Source organism: Leclercia sp. W17 (assembly GCF_003336325.1).
Lineage (GTDB): Bacteria > Pseudomonadota > Gammaproteobacteria > Enterobacterales > Enterobacteriaceae > Enterobacter.
In genome coordinates, this window is record NZ_CP031101.1 from 18,277 (window position 1) to 36,056 (window position 17,780).

Consider the following 17,780-nt stretch of genomic DNA (forward strand, 5'->3'; position numbering starts at 1 on the left):
TTAACAGGCCTTTACCAGATGCGGGAAATGCTCTTCAACCACGGCGTAGATTTGCTTTCCGATGGTCTCTCCATCCATAATATTTTCGATAGGGATAAGATACTGCCCGTGCCGCGGATCGAGGCTTACTACATCAATCAGCTTTTTCGAAATGGCATAAATATCGGCCCATTCGGTAAATCCGCCGACTTCGCCGGCGGCGGTGTGCTCCATGGCGAAATTAATGTCATATTTGGCTAACGCTTTTTTTACCACCGTCTGCAACATCACGCTGCTGCCGACACCGTAGCCGCAAACAAACAGAATATTAATTTTGTCTTTCATAACGATATCCTTTTCACAATGAGATGAGTTAGCCCGCATAAGGCCCGAGGTGGAACGTTGAGGCAATAAACTTAAGCACTTCGCAAATCGCTGGCCATAGGGTTGCCCAGTCGAAAATACCGGTCCAGCCCCCCCCTTCGGCGGCAAGGCCGGTTAAGGGAATGGCCCATACGGTGCCGAAGGTTTGAATAATCCCCAGCAGGAAAGTACAAATAATAACGGCGCGGTAACCGCCCAGTCGGTTGGCTAATACGCCGATCGGGCCGCCTGCGAAAAATAGCGGCACAAAACCAGGCAATACCATAATCGGACTCTGGGTCAGCAGCAGGATCCCCATCGAGAAAATCGTGCCGAAGGTACAGAAAATAAAACCAAGGGTGGCGGCATTTGGGGAGAAGGGAAGTAATGCTGCAACATCGACAGCGGGAATCGCGTCGGGAATTAAACGATCCTGCCAGCCTTTAAACGAGGCGTTAATTTCCCCGACCATCATGCGCACTCCCTGGAGCAGGATCACCATATACATGGAGAACTGCAGGCCGAGATTAATAATATAGATATACCAGGGCTTACCTTTTGCCATGACCTGAACGTTATCAATGCCGGTGGTCAACAGGAACCCGCCGACGAACACGGTCATGACAATAGCGATGGAGGTGACGTTATGGTTAAAAATCGCCAGCCAGCCGGGTAGCTTCATATTTTCAGCATCCTGCTTCTCGGCGTCGCCAAACAGGTGGGCGAATTTCGAGAAAAACCAGATCCCCAGCATCTGGTTATGGGCGATGGTAAAGCCGGCATTATTAGTGATTTTCGCCACCGGTTTGGCTATCAGGGTGGTGGCAAACGCCCAGAATACACCGGTTAAAATCCCGGCGATAATAATCGACGGTACCCAACCAAAGCCCAGCCAGAAGACGATCAACCACAGCACTGCCTGAGAGTGAGATACCCCGGTATTGCCGGTAAGAAAAATGCCTTTCACCTTTGTGTAGCGGCCAAGTAAGACCAGCACCAGGTTGGTAAAAAAGGCCAGCACAAATACATACCCTACAAAACCGAAATTATCGCCGAGTGCAATCTGGGTTGCTGCTTTCATGGCATAGGAATCCATTAAATAACCATGAATGCCATAAGATTTACTGACCGCATCGGCAACGGGTTTAAATGTGGCTGAGAACTGAAATCCGCCAAAGAGCACCATCATTAATCCCACCATGGCGCTAACCATACCGGTAATAATTTTGATCGGCGATTTCTTATCGAGGGCATAACCCAGCCCTACCAGCAACCCGATTAAAATAGCGGGTTCGGTTAAAAAAGATTGTATTATTGAAATGAAGTCTGAAAACATAATGCAGTCAACCTCCGTGATATCTGTATTTAGAACGGCTTTTTAAATGTTTATCTAATAACGGAAAGGTGCTTTTTATCAGAAAGAAATTTATGATTGCGGAGGTAATTTAATAATCAAAAACGCTCATTAAAAGATCGCTTTTGATTTTTTGTGATTTGATTTGCAAAAAAAAGCTAAGGTATCTCTCTAAGATATTTAATGCGATATTTTTATAAATTAATCGAATGCAAGGCTTTTTTTCATCGAAAGATAATGGTCTTAGTGGTTGGTTTAAAACTATCTTGTAGTCTATTTATGGTTGATAATAATAAGTGTACGCTTAAAACAAACTGCTATTATTCGCCTCTGACGGGATCCTGAGGAGGTTGAGGCGTATGTTTCAACACCGTCGAAGGTGCATAACCAAATTTATGCTTAAACGCTTTGCTGAAATGAAAAGAATCAAAGAAGTTGAGCATATCTGCCACCTGCCCGACCGTATTTCCCTCTTGTTTTAACAGCGATAATGCCAGCTCCAGTCGGGCATCAAGATAATATTCCTTGGGGGTTTTCCCGGTATAACGTAAAAACAGACGGCGCAGCCAGGCTTCGCTGCAGGGGATGGCTGCCGCCATATCCGCAACGCTCCAGCGCCGCTGCAGGCTGGCATGCAGAGCTGCAATCAGCTTTTCAATTTGGATTCGCTGTGGATCTTTTTTACCTTCAGCATAAATAAGGCAGATCCACTGATAAATTATTTTAGTCAGAAAGGCGACTGCCAGGTTATTTTTCATAGAGTCCGGAGAGGTTATTAATTGCGACACTTCCATTAACTCTTGGTTATAGACATCGCCATGATAAATCACGCATTGCTGGCGAAGCGGAATATCCATTACGCTGGTTGGCGTAAATTCCATCCAGTATTGTTCCCAGATTAATCCTGCGCAATGGTAGGATTTTATCTCCGTGGGTTTTAAAAAAATAATACAGTTACCGCTTAGGGTAATTTCGTCGCCATTGTACAGCAGGATCTTTCCGCTGCCCTGTACGGTATAGACAGCAACCCATGAGTTGGCGATCAGCGGTTTTTTCTTATCCCTCGGCCATATAACCCGATAATGTTCATCGGCGCAGGTATGCCACAACGAGATCAGGGAGATTCCGCTTGAGATCACATTTTCGTTAATCAACAGCGGAATATTGTAGGTAGTTTCGTTTTTTACATGCGTGTTCAGCAAGTTTCCATTCATTTTAATTTCCCGCCGGAGAATGATGCGTTCAACCTGAACCTAACAGAAAACTATTCGTTCAGGGATATGACGTTTGTATTTTAAGAAATCTGACTGCCTGACCCGGCAAGCAATAACCTCAGTTAACCCTACAGCTGCCGGGACATAATCAACAACAAGGGCTATGAGATGAATACGCTACAAATTTTGAGCTTCGTCGGTTTTACGCTACTGGTGGCATGTATCACCTGGTGGAAAATCCGTAAAACGGATACCGGATCGCAACAGGGCTATTTTCTTGCCGGACGGTCGCTAAAAGCGCCGGTGATTGCTGCCTCGCTGATGTTGACTAACCTCTCTACCGAACAACTGGTCGGCCTCTCAGGGCAAGCATACAAAAGTGGCATGTCGGTGATGGGCTGGGAAGTCACCTCGGCGGTGACCTTAATCTTTCTGGCGCTGATCTTCCTGCCTCGCTATTTGCAGCGCGGTATCGCCACTATTCCCGATTTTCTGGAGGAACGGTACGACAAAACCACGCGCATCATTATCGACTTCTGTTTTCTTATCGCGACTGGCGTCTGCTTTCTGCCGATCGTGCTCTATTCCGGCGCGCTGGCGCTTAACAGTCTCTTTCATATTGGCGAGTCGTTGCAAATTTCACAGGGTGCGGCCATCTGGTTACTGGTGGTGTTGCTCGGCATGGCGGGAATTATTTACGCCGTAATAGGCGGCCTGAGGGCAATGGCCGTGGCTGACTCGATCAACGGCATTGGCCTGGTTATTGGTGGCCTGATGGTGCCCGTGTTTGGCCTGATCGCAATGGGAAAGGGCAGTTTTATGCAGGGCATTGAGCAACTGACCACCGTGCATGCCGAGAAATTAAACTCAATCGGCGGGGCGAACGATCCGCTGCCAATTGGCGCGGCCTTTACCGGTTTGATTCTGGTGAATACCTTTTACTGGTGTACCAATCAGGGCATTGTGCAACGCACGCTGGCGTCCAAAAGCCTTGCCGAAGGACAAAAAGGGGCGCTGCTTACCGCCGTGTTAAAAATGCTCGATCCGCTGGTGCTGGTCTTGCCGGGGTTGATTGCTTTTCACCTGTATCAGGACCTACCGAAAGCAGACATGGCTTACCCCACGCTGGTTAATAACGTTCTTCCTGCTCCTTTGGTCGGTTTTTTTGGCGCGGTGTTATTTGGCGCGGTCATCAGCACGTTTAATGGCTTTTTAAACAGCGCCAGTACGTTATTCAGCATGGGCATCTACCGCCGCATCATTAACCAGCAGGCGCAACCTGAGCAACTGGTGCATGTCGGGCGCAGATTTGGACTCTTTATCGCGATAATTTCGGTACTGGTTGCGCCGTGGATCGCCAATGCGCCGGAAGGCCTCTACAGCTGGATGAAGCAGCTCAACGGGATTTATAACGTGCCGCTGGTGACCATCATCATTATGGGCTTCTTTTTCCCGCGCATCCCGGCGCTGGCCGCTAAGGTGGCAATGGGGCTCGGTATTGTCAGTTACATCACCATTAATTACCTGGTGAAGTTTGATTTCCATTTTCTTTACGTACTGGCCTGCACCTTCTGCATCAATGTGGTGGTGATGTTACTGATTGGCGCGATTAAGCCACGCGCGACGCCGTTTAAATTTCACGATGCCTTTGCCGTGGATATGCAGCCCTGGAAGAACGCAAAAATTGCCTCTGTTGGCATTCTCGCCGCCATGATTGGCGTCTATGCCGGCCTGGCTCAGTTCGGCGGTTATCACACCCGATGGTTGACGGTTACCAGCTATACCATCACGGCGGTCGTGGTGATTTACATCATTTACAGCAGTTGGCAGAGACGCCGTTCCGCCACTGTGCAGCGTGTTTGTGACGCTAAGGATAAAGCATGAGTCGCCCTAACTTTCTCTTCATTATGACCGATACCCAGGCCACTAACATGGTGGGCTGTTATAGCGGCAAGCCACTGAACACAAAGAATATTGATGCTCTGGCGGCGGAAGGTATTCGTTTTAACTCCGCCTATACCTGTTCGCCGGTATGCACGCCTGCGCGCGCTGGCTTATTTACCGGCATCTATGCCAATCAGTCCGGCCCATGGACCAATAACGTCGCACCGGGGAAAAATATCGTCACCATGGGCCGGTATTTTAAGGATGCGGGCTACCACACCTGCTATATCGGCAAATGGCACCTCGACGGGCATGACTATTTTGGCACTGGTGAGTGCCCTCCGGAGTGGGATGCTGATTACTGGTATGACGGTGCCAACTACCTTGCGGAACTGACCGAGCAGGAGATCGGCCTGTGGCGTAACGGTCTGAACAGCATTGCAGATTTACAGGCCAACAATATCGATGAAACCTTTACCTGGGCGCACCGCATCAGCAACCGGGCGGTCGATTTTCTCCATCAGCCTGCGCGCGCCGATGAGCCATTTCTGATGGTGGTGTCGTATGACGAGCCGCATCACCCCTTTACCTGCCCGATTGAGTATCTTGAAAAGTATCAGGATTTTTATTACGACCTTGGGGCAAAAGCACATGATCCGCTGAATGATAAGCCCGAACATCATCGCCTGTGGTCGCAGGCGATGCCCTCTCCGGTGGGGGAGGACGGGCGCTATTACCATCCTCTCTATTTTGCCTGCAATGACTTTGTCGATGATCAGATTGGTCGGGTGATCGCGGCGTTAACGCCGGAGCAACGGGAAAACACCTGGGTGATCTACACCTCTGATCACGGGGAAATGATGGGTGCCCATAAGCTCATCAGCAAAGGGGCAGCGATGTACGACGACATCACCCGTATTCCGCTGATTATGCGTTCGCCGGGAGGGGAGCATCGTCAGGTGGATACGCCTGTCAGCCATATCGATTTGCTGCCAACTATGATGGCGCTGGCAGGCATCCCTAAGCCGGACATTCTGCCTGGGGAAAATATTCTGGCCGTTGCGCAGCCTCGCGGTGTGATGGTGGAGTTCAACCGCTATGAGATCGAGCATGACAGCTTTGGCGGTTTTATTCCGGTGCGCTGCTGGGTCACGGACGACTGGAAACTGGTGCTAAACCTGTTTACCAGCGACGAGCTGTATGACAGGCGAAGCGATCCTGATGAGCTCAAAAATCTGATAGATGCCCCTGAGTTGGAAGAGGTTCGTATCAAAATGCACGATGCCCTGCTGGATTATATGGATCACATTCGCGATCCCTTCCGAACCTATCAGTGGAGCCTGCGCCCGTGGCGTAAAAATGCTACGCCACGCTGGATGGGGGCTTTCCGACCGCGTCCGGCAGACGGTTACTCCCCGGTCGTGCGCGACTATGACACCGGTTTACCGACGCAAGGTGTCAAAGTGGAGGAGAAAAAGCAGAAGTTCTGACTAAAATGCCGGATAAGGCGTTTTTATCGCCGTCCGGCAATAACAGCAAAAGGAGTGCAGATGAAAATTTCCCGCCTCGGCGAAGCGCCGGATTATCGCTTCTCGCTGGCAAACGAGCGCACCTTTCTGGCCTGGATCCGTACCGCGCTGGGCTTTCTGGCTGCGGGCGTCGGCCTCGACCAGCTGGCACCCGACTTTGCCACGCCGGTGATCCGCCAGCTGCTGGCGCTGCTGCTGTGCCTTTTTTCCGGGGGGCTGGCGATCTACGGTTACCTGCGCTGGCTGCGTAATGAAAAGGCGATGCGCCTGAAAGAAGACCTGCCCTATACCCACAGCCTGCTGATTATCAGCCTGATCCTGATGGTGGTAGCGGTGATTGTCATGGGACTAGTGCTGTATGGCGGATAATCGCAAAGCCCGCCGCCTGGCCGATCCGGGACTGCAGCCGGAGCGGACCTCGCTCGCCTGGCTGCGCACCCTGCTGGGCTACGGCGCATTGATGGCGCTGGCGGTTAAACACAACTGGCAGCAGGCAGGGCCGCTGTTCTGGGTGGCGCTGGGCGTACTGGCAATCGCGGCGCTGATCCTCTGGTATTACACCCGCAGCCGGGTGCAAATGGATGTTTCTCTGTATGATTTTTCATCATCCCGACCGGTGCGTATTAAATTTTTGATCGCCCTCGCAGTGTTATCCCTCGCATTACTGTTTGCTGCTAGTCATGTCCACCATCTCATTACTTTCATCAGGGGTATTACATGACAGGATGTCAGGTTATGGCCAAGCCAGCCAGCTCACGATGCAACCTGAATTGCCGCTACTGTTTTTATATCGATAAGCCTCAACAGGCGATCATGGATGACGCCACCCTGGAAACCTTTATTCAACAGCATATCGCCGCCCAACCCGGGCCAGAGGTGCAGTTCGCCTGGCAGGGCGGGGAACCGACCCTGTGCGGGCTGGATTTCTTTCGTCGCGTCGTGGAACTGCAACAGCGGCATGGCGCAGGAAAGCGTATCCACAACGCTTTTCAGACCAACGGCATCCTGCTCAATGACGCCTGGTGTATCTTTTTTCGCGAACAGGGCTGGCTGGTGGGTATCTCTCTTGATGGGCCTGCGGCGCTGCATGATGCTTACCGCGTCAGCCGCAGCGGCAACCCTACTCATCATAAGGTGCTGGCGGCGATAGAGAAGCTGCGAGCGCATCAGGTGTCGTTTAATCTTCTGACGGTCATCAACCGGCAGAACAGCGGCCAGCCAGAGCGCATGTATCGCTATTTGCGCGCGCTGGGCACGCCGTATCTGCAGTTTCTTCCCCTGCAGGAGCACGACAACCCGGAATCGGTCAGCGATGCGCAGTGGGGAGCGTTCCTGTCGTCGGTGTTTGATATCTGGGTGCGGGAGGATATTGGTCGCATCTTTGTGCAGCTTTTCGACTCGACGTTAGGGGTCTGGTGCGGCTATCCGTCGCAGATCTGTTCCCTCGCCGTCACCTGCGGCCACGCCTTCGCGCTGGAGGCGCAGGGCGATCTCTATCAATGCGATCACTATGTCTACCCCGAGTACCGGCTGGGTAACATCCACCAGACGCCACTGGCAGAGCTTAATAACAGTGAGGCGGCCATCGCCTTTGGCCAGCGTAAAAAAATCACTTTATCCGGTGAGTGCCAGGCCTGCCCGGCGCTTCACCTGTGTAACGGCGACTGCCCAAAACACCGGGTGGAGGGCAAAAGCGCGCTGTGCGCGGGGTATCTGGCGTTCTTTCGCCATTGTGCACCGCATATGCGGGTGATGCGCGATCTTATCCGCCATCACCGTTCGCCCATTGAGTTAATGACCCTGTTACGCCAGAGCCAGTAAGTTATCGCCCTTTCGCCAGATACTTCGCCATCTCCTCGTCCGGCACCATGCCGCCGCCGGTGGCCCACACCAGGTGGGTGGCGTTGTCCAGCGCATAGTGCCCGGCAGTGGCAAGACGTACCGGCCCGGCCATTCCCGCCAGCGCGGAGGGCTCAAGAAGAATCTGCTCCTCCTGCGCCAGCCAGCCCAGCATGTCATACATGCTCTGATCGGAGAGGGTATAGAACCCGTCGAGCAGGCGCTCCATGGCGCGGCCAACAAAACCGGACGCGCGGCCTACCGCCATGCCATCAGCCGCAGTGAGGTTATCGATCCCCAGATCCTGCACGGCAATCTGGTCATGCAGCCCGGTATACACCCCCAGCAGCATGCACGGTGAATGGGTAGGTTCGGCAAAGAAGCAGTGCACATGGTCGCCAAAGGCCAGCTTCAGCCCAAACGCCACGCCGCCAGGGCCGCCGCCGACGCCGCATGGCAGGTAGACAAACAGGGGATGATCCCTGTCCACTACCCGGCCCTGTTCAGCAAACTGCGCTTTCAGTCGTGCGCCTGCCACGGCATAGCCTAAGAAGAGGGTGCGGGAGTTTTCATCGTCGATAAAGAAGCAGTTCGGATCGCTTTCGGCCGCTTTGCGCCCTTGCTCCACCGCCACGCCGTAATCCTGCTCATATTCCACCACCGTCACGCCGTGGCTGCGCAGTTTCGCTTTTTTCCACTCACGGGCGTCGGCGGACATATGGACCGTCACCTTAAAGCCAATGCGGGCGCTCATGATGCCGATGGACATCCCCAGGTTGCCGGTCGACCCCACGGCGATGCTGTACTGGCTGAAGAAATCTTTAAAGCGCGGCTCCAGCAGGATGCTGTAATCCTCCTCCGGCGTTAACAGGCCCGCGGCGAGGGCCAGTTTTTCCGCGTGGGTCAGCACCTCATAGATGCCGCCGCGGGCTTTGATGGAGCCTGAGATCGGCAGATGGCTGTCTTTTTTCAACAACAACGTGCCGGGAAGAGTGATATCGAACGCCGTCTCCAGCCGCTTATGCATCGCCGGTATGGCGACCAGCTCCGATTCGATAATCCCGTTCGTGGCCGCCGTCTCCGGGAACGCTTTTGCCAGGTACGGCGCAAAGCGCGCCAGGCGCGCGTGGGCATCATCCACGTCGGCCTGGGTCAGGCCGACCCAGGGCAGCCCTTCGGCCAACGTGGTGGCTTTGGGGTTAAGCCAGGTGGTCTCTTTCAGGGCGATCAGCGCATTGAGCAGGGGATATTGCGCGATTAATGTCTGGGTCTGTGGCGTCATAGGTTCCTCGCAGGCGTTATCCCCTTAAGTAAACAGGAAACGGACGCGAGGGCAAGTGAGCGCTACACCGCCTGCTGGTGATGCGAGGCGCGGGAGGCCAGCGGCAGCCAGCACAGCACAATCAGCAGCCCCATTAAGGTCATCAGCAGACCGAGGCTGGCCTGTCCGTTTTGCGGCATCATCGCCGAGAGCCAGGCCAGCGCGCCGGAGCCGATATTCTGCAGCCCTCCCACCAGCGCCCCGGCGGTGCCCGCGAGGAACGGGAAAGGCTCCATCGCGCCGCTGGTCGCCAGCGGGAAGAGCATCCCCGCGCCAAAGAAGAAGAGCGCAGCCGGGATCAGCAGGGTCCAGACATTCATCACCCCGAACAGCCCCGGGATCCACATCATCAGCCCCGCCAGCAGGCAGCTTGCGACCGACTGCCACATCAGGGTAGTAAAGCGTTTATTGGCGCGTCCGGCAAACCAGGCGCCGAAGAACGCTGCCGGGATCGGCAGAATAAACAGAATACTCACTACCATACTGCTGAGGCCCAGCCCCGCGCCCAACAGCACGCCCGAACTGGCTTCGAATACGGCGATCCCCGCCAGGCCGCCAATCAGCATCAGCACGTAGCAGTTAAACGCCCCATTGCCGAAAAGGATTTTGTAGCTGGTGAGCAGTCTGGTGCGAGGCGCCTCAGTAGGCCGGGTTTCCGGCATCCAGCGCGCCATGCTGAAGGTGACGATAGCGCACAGCACCAGCAGGAAGCCATAGCAGGCCCGCCATGACCAGACGGTATCCAGCAGGCCGCCAATCAGCGGCGCCAGCAGCGGGCTCACCAGGATGCCCATATTCAGCAGGCTGTTGGCGTGGCGCAGCTGGGTGCCCTGATACATATCCCGCGGCAGCGTGCGCGCCATCACCCCGCCGACGCCGGTGCCGACGCCCTGCAACGCGCTGGCGGCAATCAGCACGCTCAGGCTGTGGGTGGACATGGCAATGACCGTCGCGATCATAAAAATCGTCATGCCGACCAGGATCACCGGACGGCGACCCACGCGGTCCGAGAGTGGGCCGTAGAATAACTGCGATACGCCATAGGTCAGCAGATAGGCGCCCATCACGCTCTGGATCGCCCCTTCGCGGACCTGGAGTTCCTTCGCCATGTCCGCAATGGCCGGGATATAGATGGTTTGCGCCATCTGTCCGACGGCGACCAGCAATACCAACATCAAGAGTAAATTAACGTTCCGCTGTCTTTTCATGTCGCTGAATACTTTTGCCAAAAGTGAGAAATAAAGAATAAGTGACTGCGCATTCCCATAAATGCGCGAGGAATCTACCACAGGAAAATGACAAGTTAAGTACCCGGCTGAAGAACGGGAAGGGGCAAGAAGGCAGGATTTTTAAACGACAGCGGCAACGAATGTTGCCAGCGTTAATTCATTTGCTTAAACCGCGCAAAACAGCCGGTGCGTGACGCGCGGTTCGTCGGCGACCAGCGTAAAGCCCGACTGCTGGTAGAAGGCCCAGGCGGTCTGGGGCGCATGGGTATTGAGAAAATCGAACCAGATGCTGGCATCGGCCATCACCACTCCGAGCAATTGCCTGCCGATACCCTGCCCGCGACACTTTTCGCTGATATAAAGATGGCGAATGCGCCCGGCCCGCGGCTGCTGGCTGAACGGATCGCGGTTTAGCCCGCAAATTCCTACCAGCTTGCCATTGAGAAACGCACCCAGCAGCTTTTCGCCGGGGGCATTGAAGCGGTTTTCGCCGCGCTGCCAGTTCTCTTCCAGCCTGCGCAGCATGTTGAAATTAAGCGCGACGCTCTCGGCCTTAAGCGCGATATACCCCGGTTCGTCCGGCGTAACGGGTTCAATTAGCAAACGCGACATAGCATTCCCTCGTTATTATCGTTGTTAAAGAGGGGCGGTTTCCCGCCCCTCTTCGGTGCGACTTGAACCTGAATTACTTCACATATTTCAGGACAGCATCAAGCAGTTGCAGTGCTGCAACAATGAGTTTGAGGATAAGTACAACCATATCCACTACGCTCATACGCGTCTCCTCTGGTTAAGGAGCACGATGCTGGCGTACCTTTCCGCCGCCTGTGACCAGCACCTTTGTTGACGTAACACAGTGTGCTCAGTTGGGGAGTGGAGGCGCTGACGGCACCACCCGTTTCAGCCAGGACTTCGTTGCGCCGGTGTACTACGAGCGGCTCCCCTCACACCCTGTGAACACAACCAGTATAGATAAATACTGTATATATGAACAGTAATTTATGGACAAAACGTGAAGGGCGATCCATACTCAAATGCGTCAAAATCCGTGCTCAAAATTGCGCGTTCCTGTGCGATCGCGTATACTTCGGGCGTTGACGTAACACAGTGTGCTCTGCGGTCACCAGCCGCAAACGCTGTAAAAAAAACCTCGCTCCGGCGGGGTTTTTTGTTTTCATCACTCGACAAACGAAACGTGATCGTTGACGCATTTTTACGCAGATGAAAATAATTCCGTTGTCACGCCTCTCAACCTGTGCTTGTATAAATCCACTTAATGATTCCAGAGACAGGTCCCCCATGACTGCATCCATGAACACCGCGACCCTACTAAAAACTGCGCACCCAGCCGCAGTGGTCGTCGTGCGTGTGGTGGTCGTCGTCGGCAATGCGCCGTAGGGACTGGATCAACACACGATTCCAAACCCCGCCGGCGCAAACCGGCGGGGTTTTTCGTTTAAAGCCCCCCCGGAAAGTCGGCTCAGAATAAAAGGACTGGAGCATGGCAAGTTCGGGCACAACATCACACAAGACGCGTTTCACTGGCGCGCAGTTAATTGTTCATCTGCTGGAACGTCAGGGCATTACCACGGTTGCGGGTATTCCTGGCGGGACGGTACTCCCGTTATATGACGCCTTAAGTCAGAGCACGCAGATCCGCCACGTGCTGGCGCGTCACGAGCAGGGCGCAGGCTTTATCGCCCAGGGCATGGCGCGTACTCAGGGCAAACCGGCGGTGTGCATGGCCTGTAGCGGGCCGGGGGCCACTAACCTGGTGACTGCCATCGCCGACGCGCGTCTCGACTCTATCCCGTTAGTCTGCATTACCGGCCAGGTGCCTGCCTCAATGATCGGCACCGATGCGTTTCAGGAAGTGGACACCTACGGCATCTCTATCCCCATCACCAAGCACAACTATTTAGTGCGTGATATCAGCGAATTACCGCAGGTTATCAGCGATGCGTTCCGTATCGCCCAGTCCGGTCGTCCGGGTCCGGTGTGGATAGACATTCCTAAGGATGTGCAGACCGCTGAAATTGAGATCGAGGTTCTGCCAGAGCCAGGCACCCGCGCGCCATCGCCAGAATTTAGCGTCGAGAGCGTACGCGAGGCGGCGGCGATGATTAACGCCGCCCAGCGCCCGGTGCTCTATCTGGGCGGCGGGGTGATCGACGCGCCTGATGCGGTGCGTGCGCTGGCAGAAAAGGCCAACCTGCCGACCACCATGACCCTGATGGCGCTGGGCATGCTGCCCAACGCACACCCGCTGTCGCTGGGGATGCTCGGGATGCATGGCGCGCGCAGCACCAACTTTATTCTGCAGGAAGCTGACCTGCTGATCGTTCTCGGGGCACGTTTTGATGACCGGGCGATCGGCAAAACCGAGCAGTTCTGCCCGAACGCCAAAATCATTCATGTGGATATCGACCGCGCCGAGCTGGGCAAAATCAAGCAGCCGCACGTGGCGATCCAGGGCGACGTTAACGAAGTGCTGGCGCAGCTGCTGCCGCACATTGAGGCCACCCCACGCACCGCGTGGCGTGAGCAGGTTACCGGTTTGCAGCAGGAGTTCCCGGGCGCTATCCCGACCGGCGGCGATCCGCTGAGCCACTACGGGCTGATTAACGCCGTGGCCGCCTGCGTGGACGACAGCGCCATTATCACCACCGACGTGGGACAGCATCAGATGTGGACCGCCCAGGCCTATCCGCTGAACCGTCCGCGTCAGTGGCTGACCTCCGGCGGGCTGGGGACCATGGGCTTTGGTCTGCCTGCGGCGGTGGGCGCGGCGCTGGCGAATCCGGACCGCAAGGTGATCTGCTTCTCCGGCGACGGCAGCCTGATGATGAACATCCAGGAGATGGCCACCGCGGCGGAAAATCAGCTGGATGTAAAAATCATCCTGATGAACAACGAAGCGCTGGGGCTGGTGCATCAGCAGCAGAGCCTGTTCTACAAGCAGGGCGTCTTTGCCGCCACCTATCCGGGAATGATTAACTTTATGCAGATTGCCGCCGGTTTTGGCCTGCACACCTGCGATCTGAATGCCGAAGAGGATGCGCAGGCCGCGCTGCAGGCGGCGATCTCACGCCCTGGCCCGGCACTGATCCACGTGCGTATCGATCCACAACAAAAAGTTTATCCGATGGTACCGCCGGGTGCGGCCAATACAGAAATGGTGGGGGAATAAGCCATGCAGAAGCAAAATGATAACGTCATTCTGGAACTCACCGTCCGCAACCACCCAGGCGTCATGACCCACGTCTGCGGGCTGTTTGCCCGCCGGGCGTTCAACGTGGAAGGCATCCTCTGTTTGCCAATTCAGGGGAGCGAGCACAGCCGTATCTGGCTACTGGTGAATGATGACCAGCGTCTGGAGCAGATGATGGCCCAGATCGACAAGCTGGAAGATGTGGTAAAAGTGGTGCGTAACCAGTCCGATCCGACCATGTTTAACAAAATTGCGGTGTTCTTCGAATAAATCGCTCATTGCTTGAACACCCGCGCGCTTATCGTTAAGGTAAGCGCGTTTTTTTATCCGCCCGCCAGGAACGCACCATGACCACCATCGCCCTTATCGACGATCACCTTATCGTCCGCTCCGGATTTGCCCAGCTGCTGAGCCTGGAGCCCGATTTTCAGGTGGTGGCCGAGTTCGGCTCCGGCCGCGAGGCGCTGGCCGGCCTGCCGGGACGCGGGGTGCAGGTCTGTATCTGCGATATCTCAATGCCGGACCTCTCCGGGCTGGAGCTGCTGAGCCAGCTGCCCAAGGGAATAACGACCATCATGCTCTCGGTTCACGACAGTCCGGCGCTGGTGGAGCAGGCGTTGAACGCGGGCGCGCGCGGGTTTCTCTCCAAACGCTGTAGCCCGGACGAGCTGATTGCCGCTGTGCGCACCGTCGCCACCGGCGGTTGCTACCTGACGCCAGATATCGCCCTCAAGCTGGCGGCCGGACGCCAGGACCCGCTTACCCGACGCGAACGCCAGGTGGCGGAAAAGCTGGCTCAGGGGATGGCGGTGAAAGAGATCGCCCTTGAGCTTGGCCTGTCGCCAAAAACCGTACATGTTCACCGCGCCAACCTGATGGAAAAACTGGGCGTCAGCAATGACGTTGAGCTGGCGCGCCGCATGTTTGACGGCTGGTAATGCACGCCTTTTTCTCCCGGCTGGTGGCGGTGGTCGCCAGCTTCTTTATCTTCTCCGCCGCCTGGTTCTGCCTGTGGAGCATCAGCCTGCATCTGGTAGAACGCCCGGAGCTGGCGGTGCTGCTGTTCCCCTTCGGCCTGCGGTTGGGGCTGATGCTGCAATGTCCGCGCGGCTACTGGCCGGTGCTGCTGGGCGCCGAGTGGCTGATGCTGGTCTGGCTGACACAGCAGGTGGCGTTGGCGCATCTGCCCTTATTGATGACCGGAAGCCTGCTCACGCTCCTCCCGGTTGCGCTTATTTCCCGCTATCGTCACCAGCGCGACTGGCGCACCCTGCTGCGCCAGGGGGCCGCGCTGATCGCCGCCGCGCTGTTGCAGTCCCTGCCGTGGGTGGGCGAAAAGGAGATGCTTAACGCCCTGCTGCTGACTCTGACCGGCGGCCTGACCCTGGCCCCGACCTGCCTCGTCATCTGGCATTACCTCACCAGCACCGTCTGGCAGCCCCTTGGCCCGGCGCTGGTTTCGCAACCGGTGAACTGGCGCGCCCGGCATCTCATCTGGTATCTGCTGCTGTTTGTGGTGAGCCTGTGGTTGCAGCTTGGTCTGCCCGCGGAGCTGTCGCGCTTCACGCCGTTTTGTCTGGCGCTGCCGATCATTGCTCTCGCCTGGCATTACGGCTGGCAGGGGGCGCTGATCGCCACGCTGATGAATGCCATCGCGCTGATTGCCAGCCAGACCTGGCACGATCACCCCGTCGATCTGCTGCTCTCCCTGCTGGCCCAGAGCCTGACCGGGCTGCTGCTCGGCGCGGGCATTCAGCGTCTGCGTGAGCTGAACCAGTCCCTGCAAACCGAGCTGTCGCGCAATCGCCGCCTGGCAGAACGCCTGCTGGAGACCGAAGAGAGCGTGCGGCAGGAGGTGGCGCGCGAACTGCACGACGACATCGGCCAGACCATTACCGCCATTCGTACCCAGGCGGGTATCGTCCAGCGTCTGGCGGCGGACAACGCCGGGGTGAAGCAGGGCGGGGCGCATATCGAACAGCTCTCGCTGGGCGTATATGACTCGGTGCGTCGCCTGCTGGGCAGGCTGCGTCCGCGTCAGCTCGACGACCTGACCCTGGAACAGGCGGTGCGCTCCCTGATGCGCGAGATGGAGCTGGAGAGCCGCGGCATCGTCAGCCATCTCGACTGGGACATCGACGAGACAACGCTGAGCGAAGGCCAGCGCGTCACCCTGTTCCGTGTCTGTCAGGAGGGGCTGAACAATATCGTAAAACACGCCAGCGCCAGCGCGGTCACGATACAGGGCTGGCAGCAGGACGAGCGCCTGATGCTGGTGATTGAAGACGACGGCTGCGGCCTGCCGCCGGGCTCCGGGCAACAGGGCTTTGGCCTGGCGGGGATGCGCGAGCGCGTGAAGGCGCTGGGCGGCACGCTGAATCTCTCCTGCACCCACGGGACGCGCGTCAGCGTCAGTTTACCGCTTCGGAGTCACCATGTTTAAACCCCCTGTCGATGCTGCACCGATAAGCGATAAGGCGGAAATCGACGCCCGCTACCGCTACTGGCGACGCCATATTCTGACTACCCTCTGGCTGGGGTACGCGCTGTTCTACTTCACCCGCAAAAGCTTCAACGCCGCAGCGCCGGAGATCCTCGCCAGCGGGGTGATGACCCGCACCGATATCGGCCTGCTGGCGACGCTGTTTTACATCACCTATGGCCTGTCGAAGTTCTTCTCCGGCATCGTCAGCGACCGTTCCAACGCGCGCTACTTTATGGGCGTTGGGCTGATCGCCACCGGCGTGGTGAACATCTTGTTCGGCTTCTCCACCTCGCTCTGGGCCTTCGCCCTGCTGTGGGCGCTGAACGCCTTTTTCCAGGGCTGGGGCGCGCCGGTCTGTGCCCGCCTGCTCACCGCCTGGTACTCGCGCAACGAGCGCGGCGGCTGGTGGGCGATCTGGAACACCGCCCATAACGTCGGCGGGGCGCTGATCCCGATGGTGGTCGGTGCCGCAGCGCTGCACTACGGCTGGCGCGCGGGGATGATGATTGCCGGTTGTCTCGCAATCTTTGCCGGGCTGTTCCTCTGCTGGCGTCTGCGCGATCGGCCGCAAACCGTGGGCCTTCCGGCGGTGGGCGACTGGCGGCACGATGAGATGGAGATGGCCCAGCAGCAGGAGGGGGCGGGGCTGTCCCGCAAAGCGATCCTCACCCGATACGTGCTGAAAAATCCCTATATCTGGCTGCTGTCGCTCTGCTACGTGCTGGTCTACGTGGTGCGCGCGGCGATCAACGACTGGGGCAACCTGTATATGTCCGAGACGCTGGGTGTGGATCTGGTCACCGCCAACTCGGCGGTGACGATGTTTGAGCTGGGCGGGTTTATCGGCGCGCTGGTGGCGGGCTGGGGCTCGGATAAGCTCTTCAACGGCAACCGTGGCCCAATGAACCTCATCTTCGCCGCCGGGATTTTGCTCTCGGTCGGCTCGCTGTGGCTGATGCCGTTTGCCAGTTACGTGATGCAGGCGGCGTGCTTCTTCACCATCGGTTTCTTTGTGTTTGGTCCGCAGATGCTGATCGGCATGGCGGCGGCGGAGTGCTCCCACAAGGACGCGGCAGGGGCGGCGACGGGCTTTGTCGGGCTGTTCGCCTATCTCGGGGCATCGCTCTCCGGCTGGCCGCTGGCCCGGGTGATCGACATCTGGCACTGGAGCGGGTTCTTCGCGGTGATCGCCATCGCGGCGGGGATTTCGGCCCTGCTGCTGCTGCCTTTCCTTAACGCCCAGGCCCCGCGTGAAGCCAGTGTGATGTGATGCGCCTCACCTTTTCACCGCGAGTGGGGCAAAACTAAGAAATTTTCCCGGTTCCGCCTGGACGCTGTCTCAGGCGTCACGCCCGGCTGATTTTTACAATGC

At 56.7% G+C, this 17,780-nt stretch carries 18 protein-coding genes; 11 read left to right on the forward strand and 7 right to left on the reverse strand.

Features of this window, described 5'->3' with window-relative positions; genetic code table 11:
• From DVA44_RS00085 to DVA44_RS00095, 3 genes are all read right to left on the reverse strand, one after another.
• A complete protein-coding gene (locus tag DVA44_RS00085) occupies positions 1-324 on the reverse strand; it encodes a PTS sugar transporter subunit IIB (RefSeq protein ID WP_114385476.1) in 324 nt (107 codons plus the stop codon).
• Between the two features lie 28 nt (positions 325-352).
• Positions 353-1,678: a PTS sugar transporter subunit IIC gene (locus DVA44_RS00090; RefSeq protein ID WP_114385477.1), complete on the reverse strand. Its 1,326-nt coding sequence runs from the start codon at positions 1,676-1,678 to the stop codon at positions 353-355.
• A gap of 338 nt (positions 1,679-2,016) precedes the next feature.
• The gene (locus DVA44_RS00095; protein ID WP_114385478.1) at positions 2,017-2,910 is read right to left on the reverse strand and encodes an AraC family transcriptional regulator; all 894 of its coding nucleotides are present in this window, start codon (positions 2,908-2,910) and stop codon (positions 2,017-2,019) included.
• Between the two features lie 168 nt (positions 2,911-3,078).
• Here DVA44_RS00095 and DVA44_RS00100 point away from each other — a divergent pair, with 168 nt between their 5' ends.
• Genes DVA44_RS00100 through DVA44_RS00120 form a run of 5 tightly spaced genes read left to right on the forward strand, consistent with a single transcriptional unit; the run spans position 3,079 to position 8,144 of the window.
• Positions 3,079-4,794: a solute:sodium symporter family transporter gene (locus tag DVA44_RS00100; RefSeq protein WP_114385479.1), complete on the forward strand. Its 1,716-nt coding sequence runs from the start codon at positions 3,079-3,081 to the stop codon at positions 4,792-4,794.
• Positions 4,791-6,284, forward strand: a complete 1,494-nt coding sequence (locus DVA44_RS00105) for a sulfatase-like hydrolase/transferase (protein ID WP_114385480.1) — start codon at positions 4,791-4,793, stop codon at positions 6,282-6,284. Before DVA44_RS00100 ends, DVA44_RS00105 begins: the two co-directional genes overlap by 4 nt.
• A gap of 60 nt (positions 6,285-6,344) precedes the next feature.
• Positions 6,345-6,692, forward strand: coding sequence for a YidH family protein (locus DVA44_RS00110; protein ID WP_103177645.1), 348 nt, complete (start codon positions 6,345-6,347; stop codon positions 6,690-6,692).
• Positions 6,682-7,044, forward strand: a complete 363-nt coding sequence (locus DVA44_RS00115; protein ID WP_114385481.1) for a DUF202 domain-containing protein — start codon at positions 6,682-6,684, stop codon at positions 7,042-7,044. Before DVA44_RS00110 ends, DVA44_RS00115 begins: the two co-directional genes overlap by 11 nt.
• Positions 7,041-8,144: an anaerobic sulfatase maturase gene (locus tag DVA44_RS00120; RefSeq protein ID WP_168194442.1), complete on the forward strand. Its 1,104-nt coding sequence runs from the start codon at positions 7,041-7,043 to the stop codon at positions 8,142-8,144. The genes DVA44_RS00115 and DVA44_RS00120 overlap by 4 nt, the downstream gene beginning before the upstream one ends.
• Before the next feature lies 1 nt (position 8,145).
• Here the strand turns inward: DVA44_RS00120 and dsdA are convergent, their stop codons facing one another.
• The 4 genes from dsdA to tisB form a co-directional block, all read right to left on the reverse strand.
• Entirely contained in the window at positions 8,146-9,444 is a 1,299-nt protein-coding gene (gene dsdA, locus DVA44_RS00125; protein ID WP_114385483.1) for a D-serine ammonia-lyase, read from the reverse strand.
• Positions 9,445-9,506: 62 nt separating this feature from the next.
• Complete coding sequence (gene emrD, locus DVA44_RS00130; protein WP_114317163.1) at positions 9,507-10,691, reverse strand: multidrug efflux MFS transporter EmrD; 1,185 nt, start codon at positions 10,689-10,691, stop codon at positions 9,507-9,509.
• A 186-nt stretch (positions 10,692-10,877) separates the two neighbouring features.
• On the reverse strand, positions 10,878-11,324 hold the full coding sequence (locus tag DVA44_RS00135; RefSeq protein ID WP_114385484.1) for a GNAT family N-acetyltransferase: 447 nt from the start codon (positions 11,322-11,324) through the stop codon (positions 10,878-10,880).
• 73 nt (positions 11,325-11,397) lie between these two features.
• Complete coding sequence (gene tisB, locus DVA44_RS00140) at positions 11,398-11,487, reverse strand: type I toxin-antitoxin system toxin TisB (protein WP_039032257.1); 90 nt, start codon at positions 11,485-11,487, stop codon at positions 11,398-11,400.
• 524 nt (positions 11,488-12,011) lie between these two features.
• Between tisB and ivbL the strand changes: the two genes are divergently transcribed.
• From ivbL to DVA44_RS00170, 6 genes are all read left to right on the forward strand, one after another.
• A complete protein-coding gene (gene ivbL / locus DVA44_RS00145; RefSeq protein WP_103824263.1) occupies positions 12,012-12,110 on the forward strand; it encodes an ilvB operon leader peptide IvbL in 99 nt (32 codons plus the stop codon).
• A gap of 103 nt (positions 12,111-12,213) precedes the next feature.
• The gene (gene ilvB, locus DVA44_RS00150; RefSeq protein ID WP_114385485.1) at positions 12,214-13,902 is read left to right on the forward strand and encodes an acetolactate synthase large subunit; all 1,689 of its coding nucleotides are present in this window, start codon (positions 12,214-12,216) and stop codon (positions 13,900-13,902) included.
• Positions 13,903-13,905: 3 nt separating this feature from the next.
• Positions 13,906-14,193 carry an acetolactate synthase small subunit gene (gene ilvN / locus DVA44_RS00155; protein WP_039032259.1) on the forward strand — a complete coding sequence of 96 codons (288 nt, stop codon included), beginning with the start codon at positions 13,906-13,908 and terminating at the stop codon, positions 14,191-14,193.
• 77 nt (positions 14,194-14,270) lie between these two features.
• A complete protein-coding gene (gene uhpA, locus DVA44_RS00160; protein WP_114316305.1) occupies positions 14,271-14,861 on the forward strand; it encodes a transcriptional regulator UhpA in 591 nt (196 codons plus the stop codon).
• Positions 14,861-16,366 carry a signal transduction histidine-protein kinase/phosphatase UhpB gene (gene uhpB / locus DVA44_RS00165; protein ID WP_114385486.1) on the forward strand — a complete coding sequence of 502 codons (1,506 nt, stop codon included), beginning with the start codon at positions 14,861-14,863 and terminating at the stop codon, positions 16,364-16,366. The genes uhpA and uhpB overlap by 1 nt, the downstream gene beginning before the upstream one ends.
• Complete coding sequence (locus DVA44_RS00170) at positions 16,359-17,678, forward strand: MFS transporter (RefSeq protein ID WP_114385487.1); 1,320 nt, start codon at positions 16,359-16,361, stop codon at positions 17,676-17,678. Before uhpB ends, DVA44_RS00170 begins: the two co-directional genes overlap by 8 nt.
• The last annotated feature ends 102 nt before the right edge of the window (positions 17,679-17,780 follow it).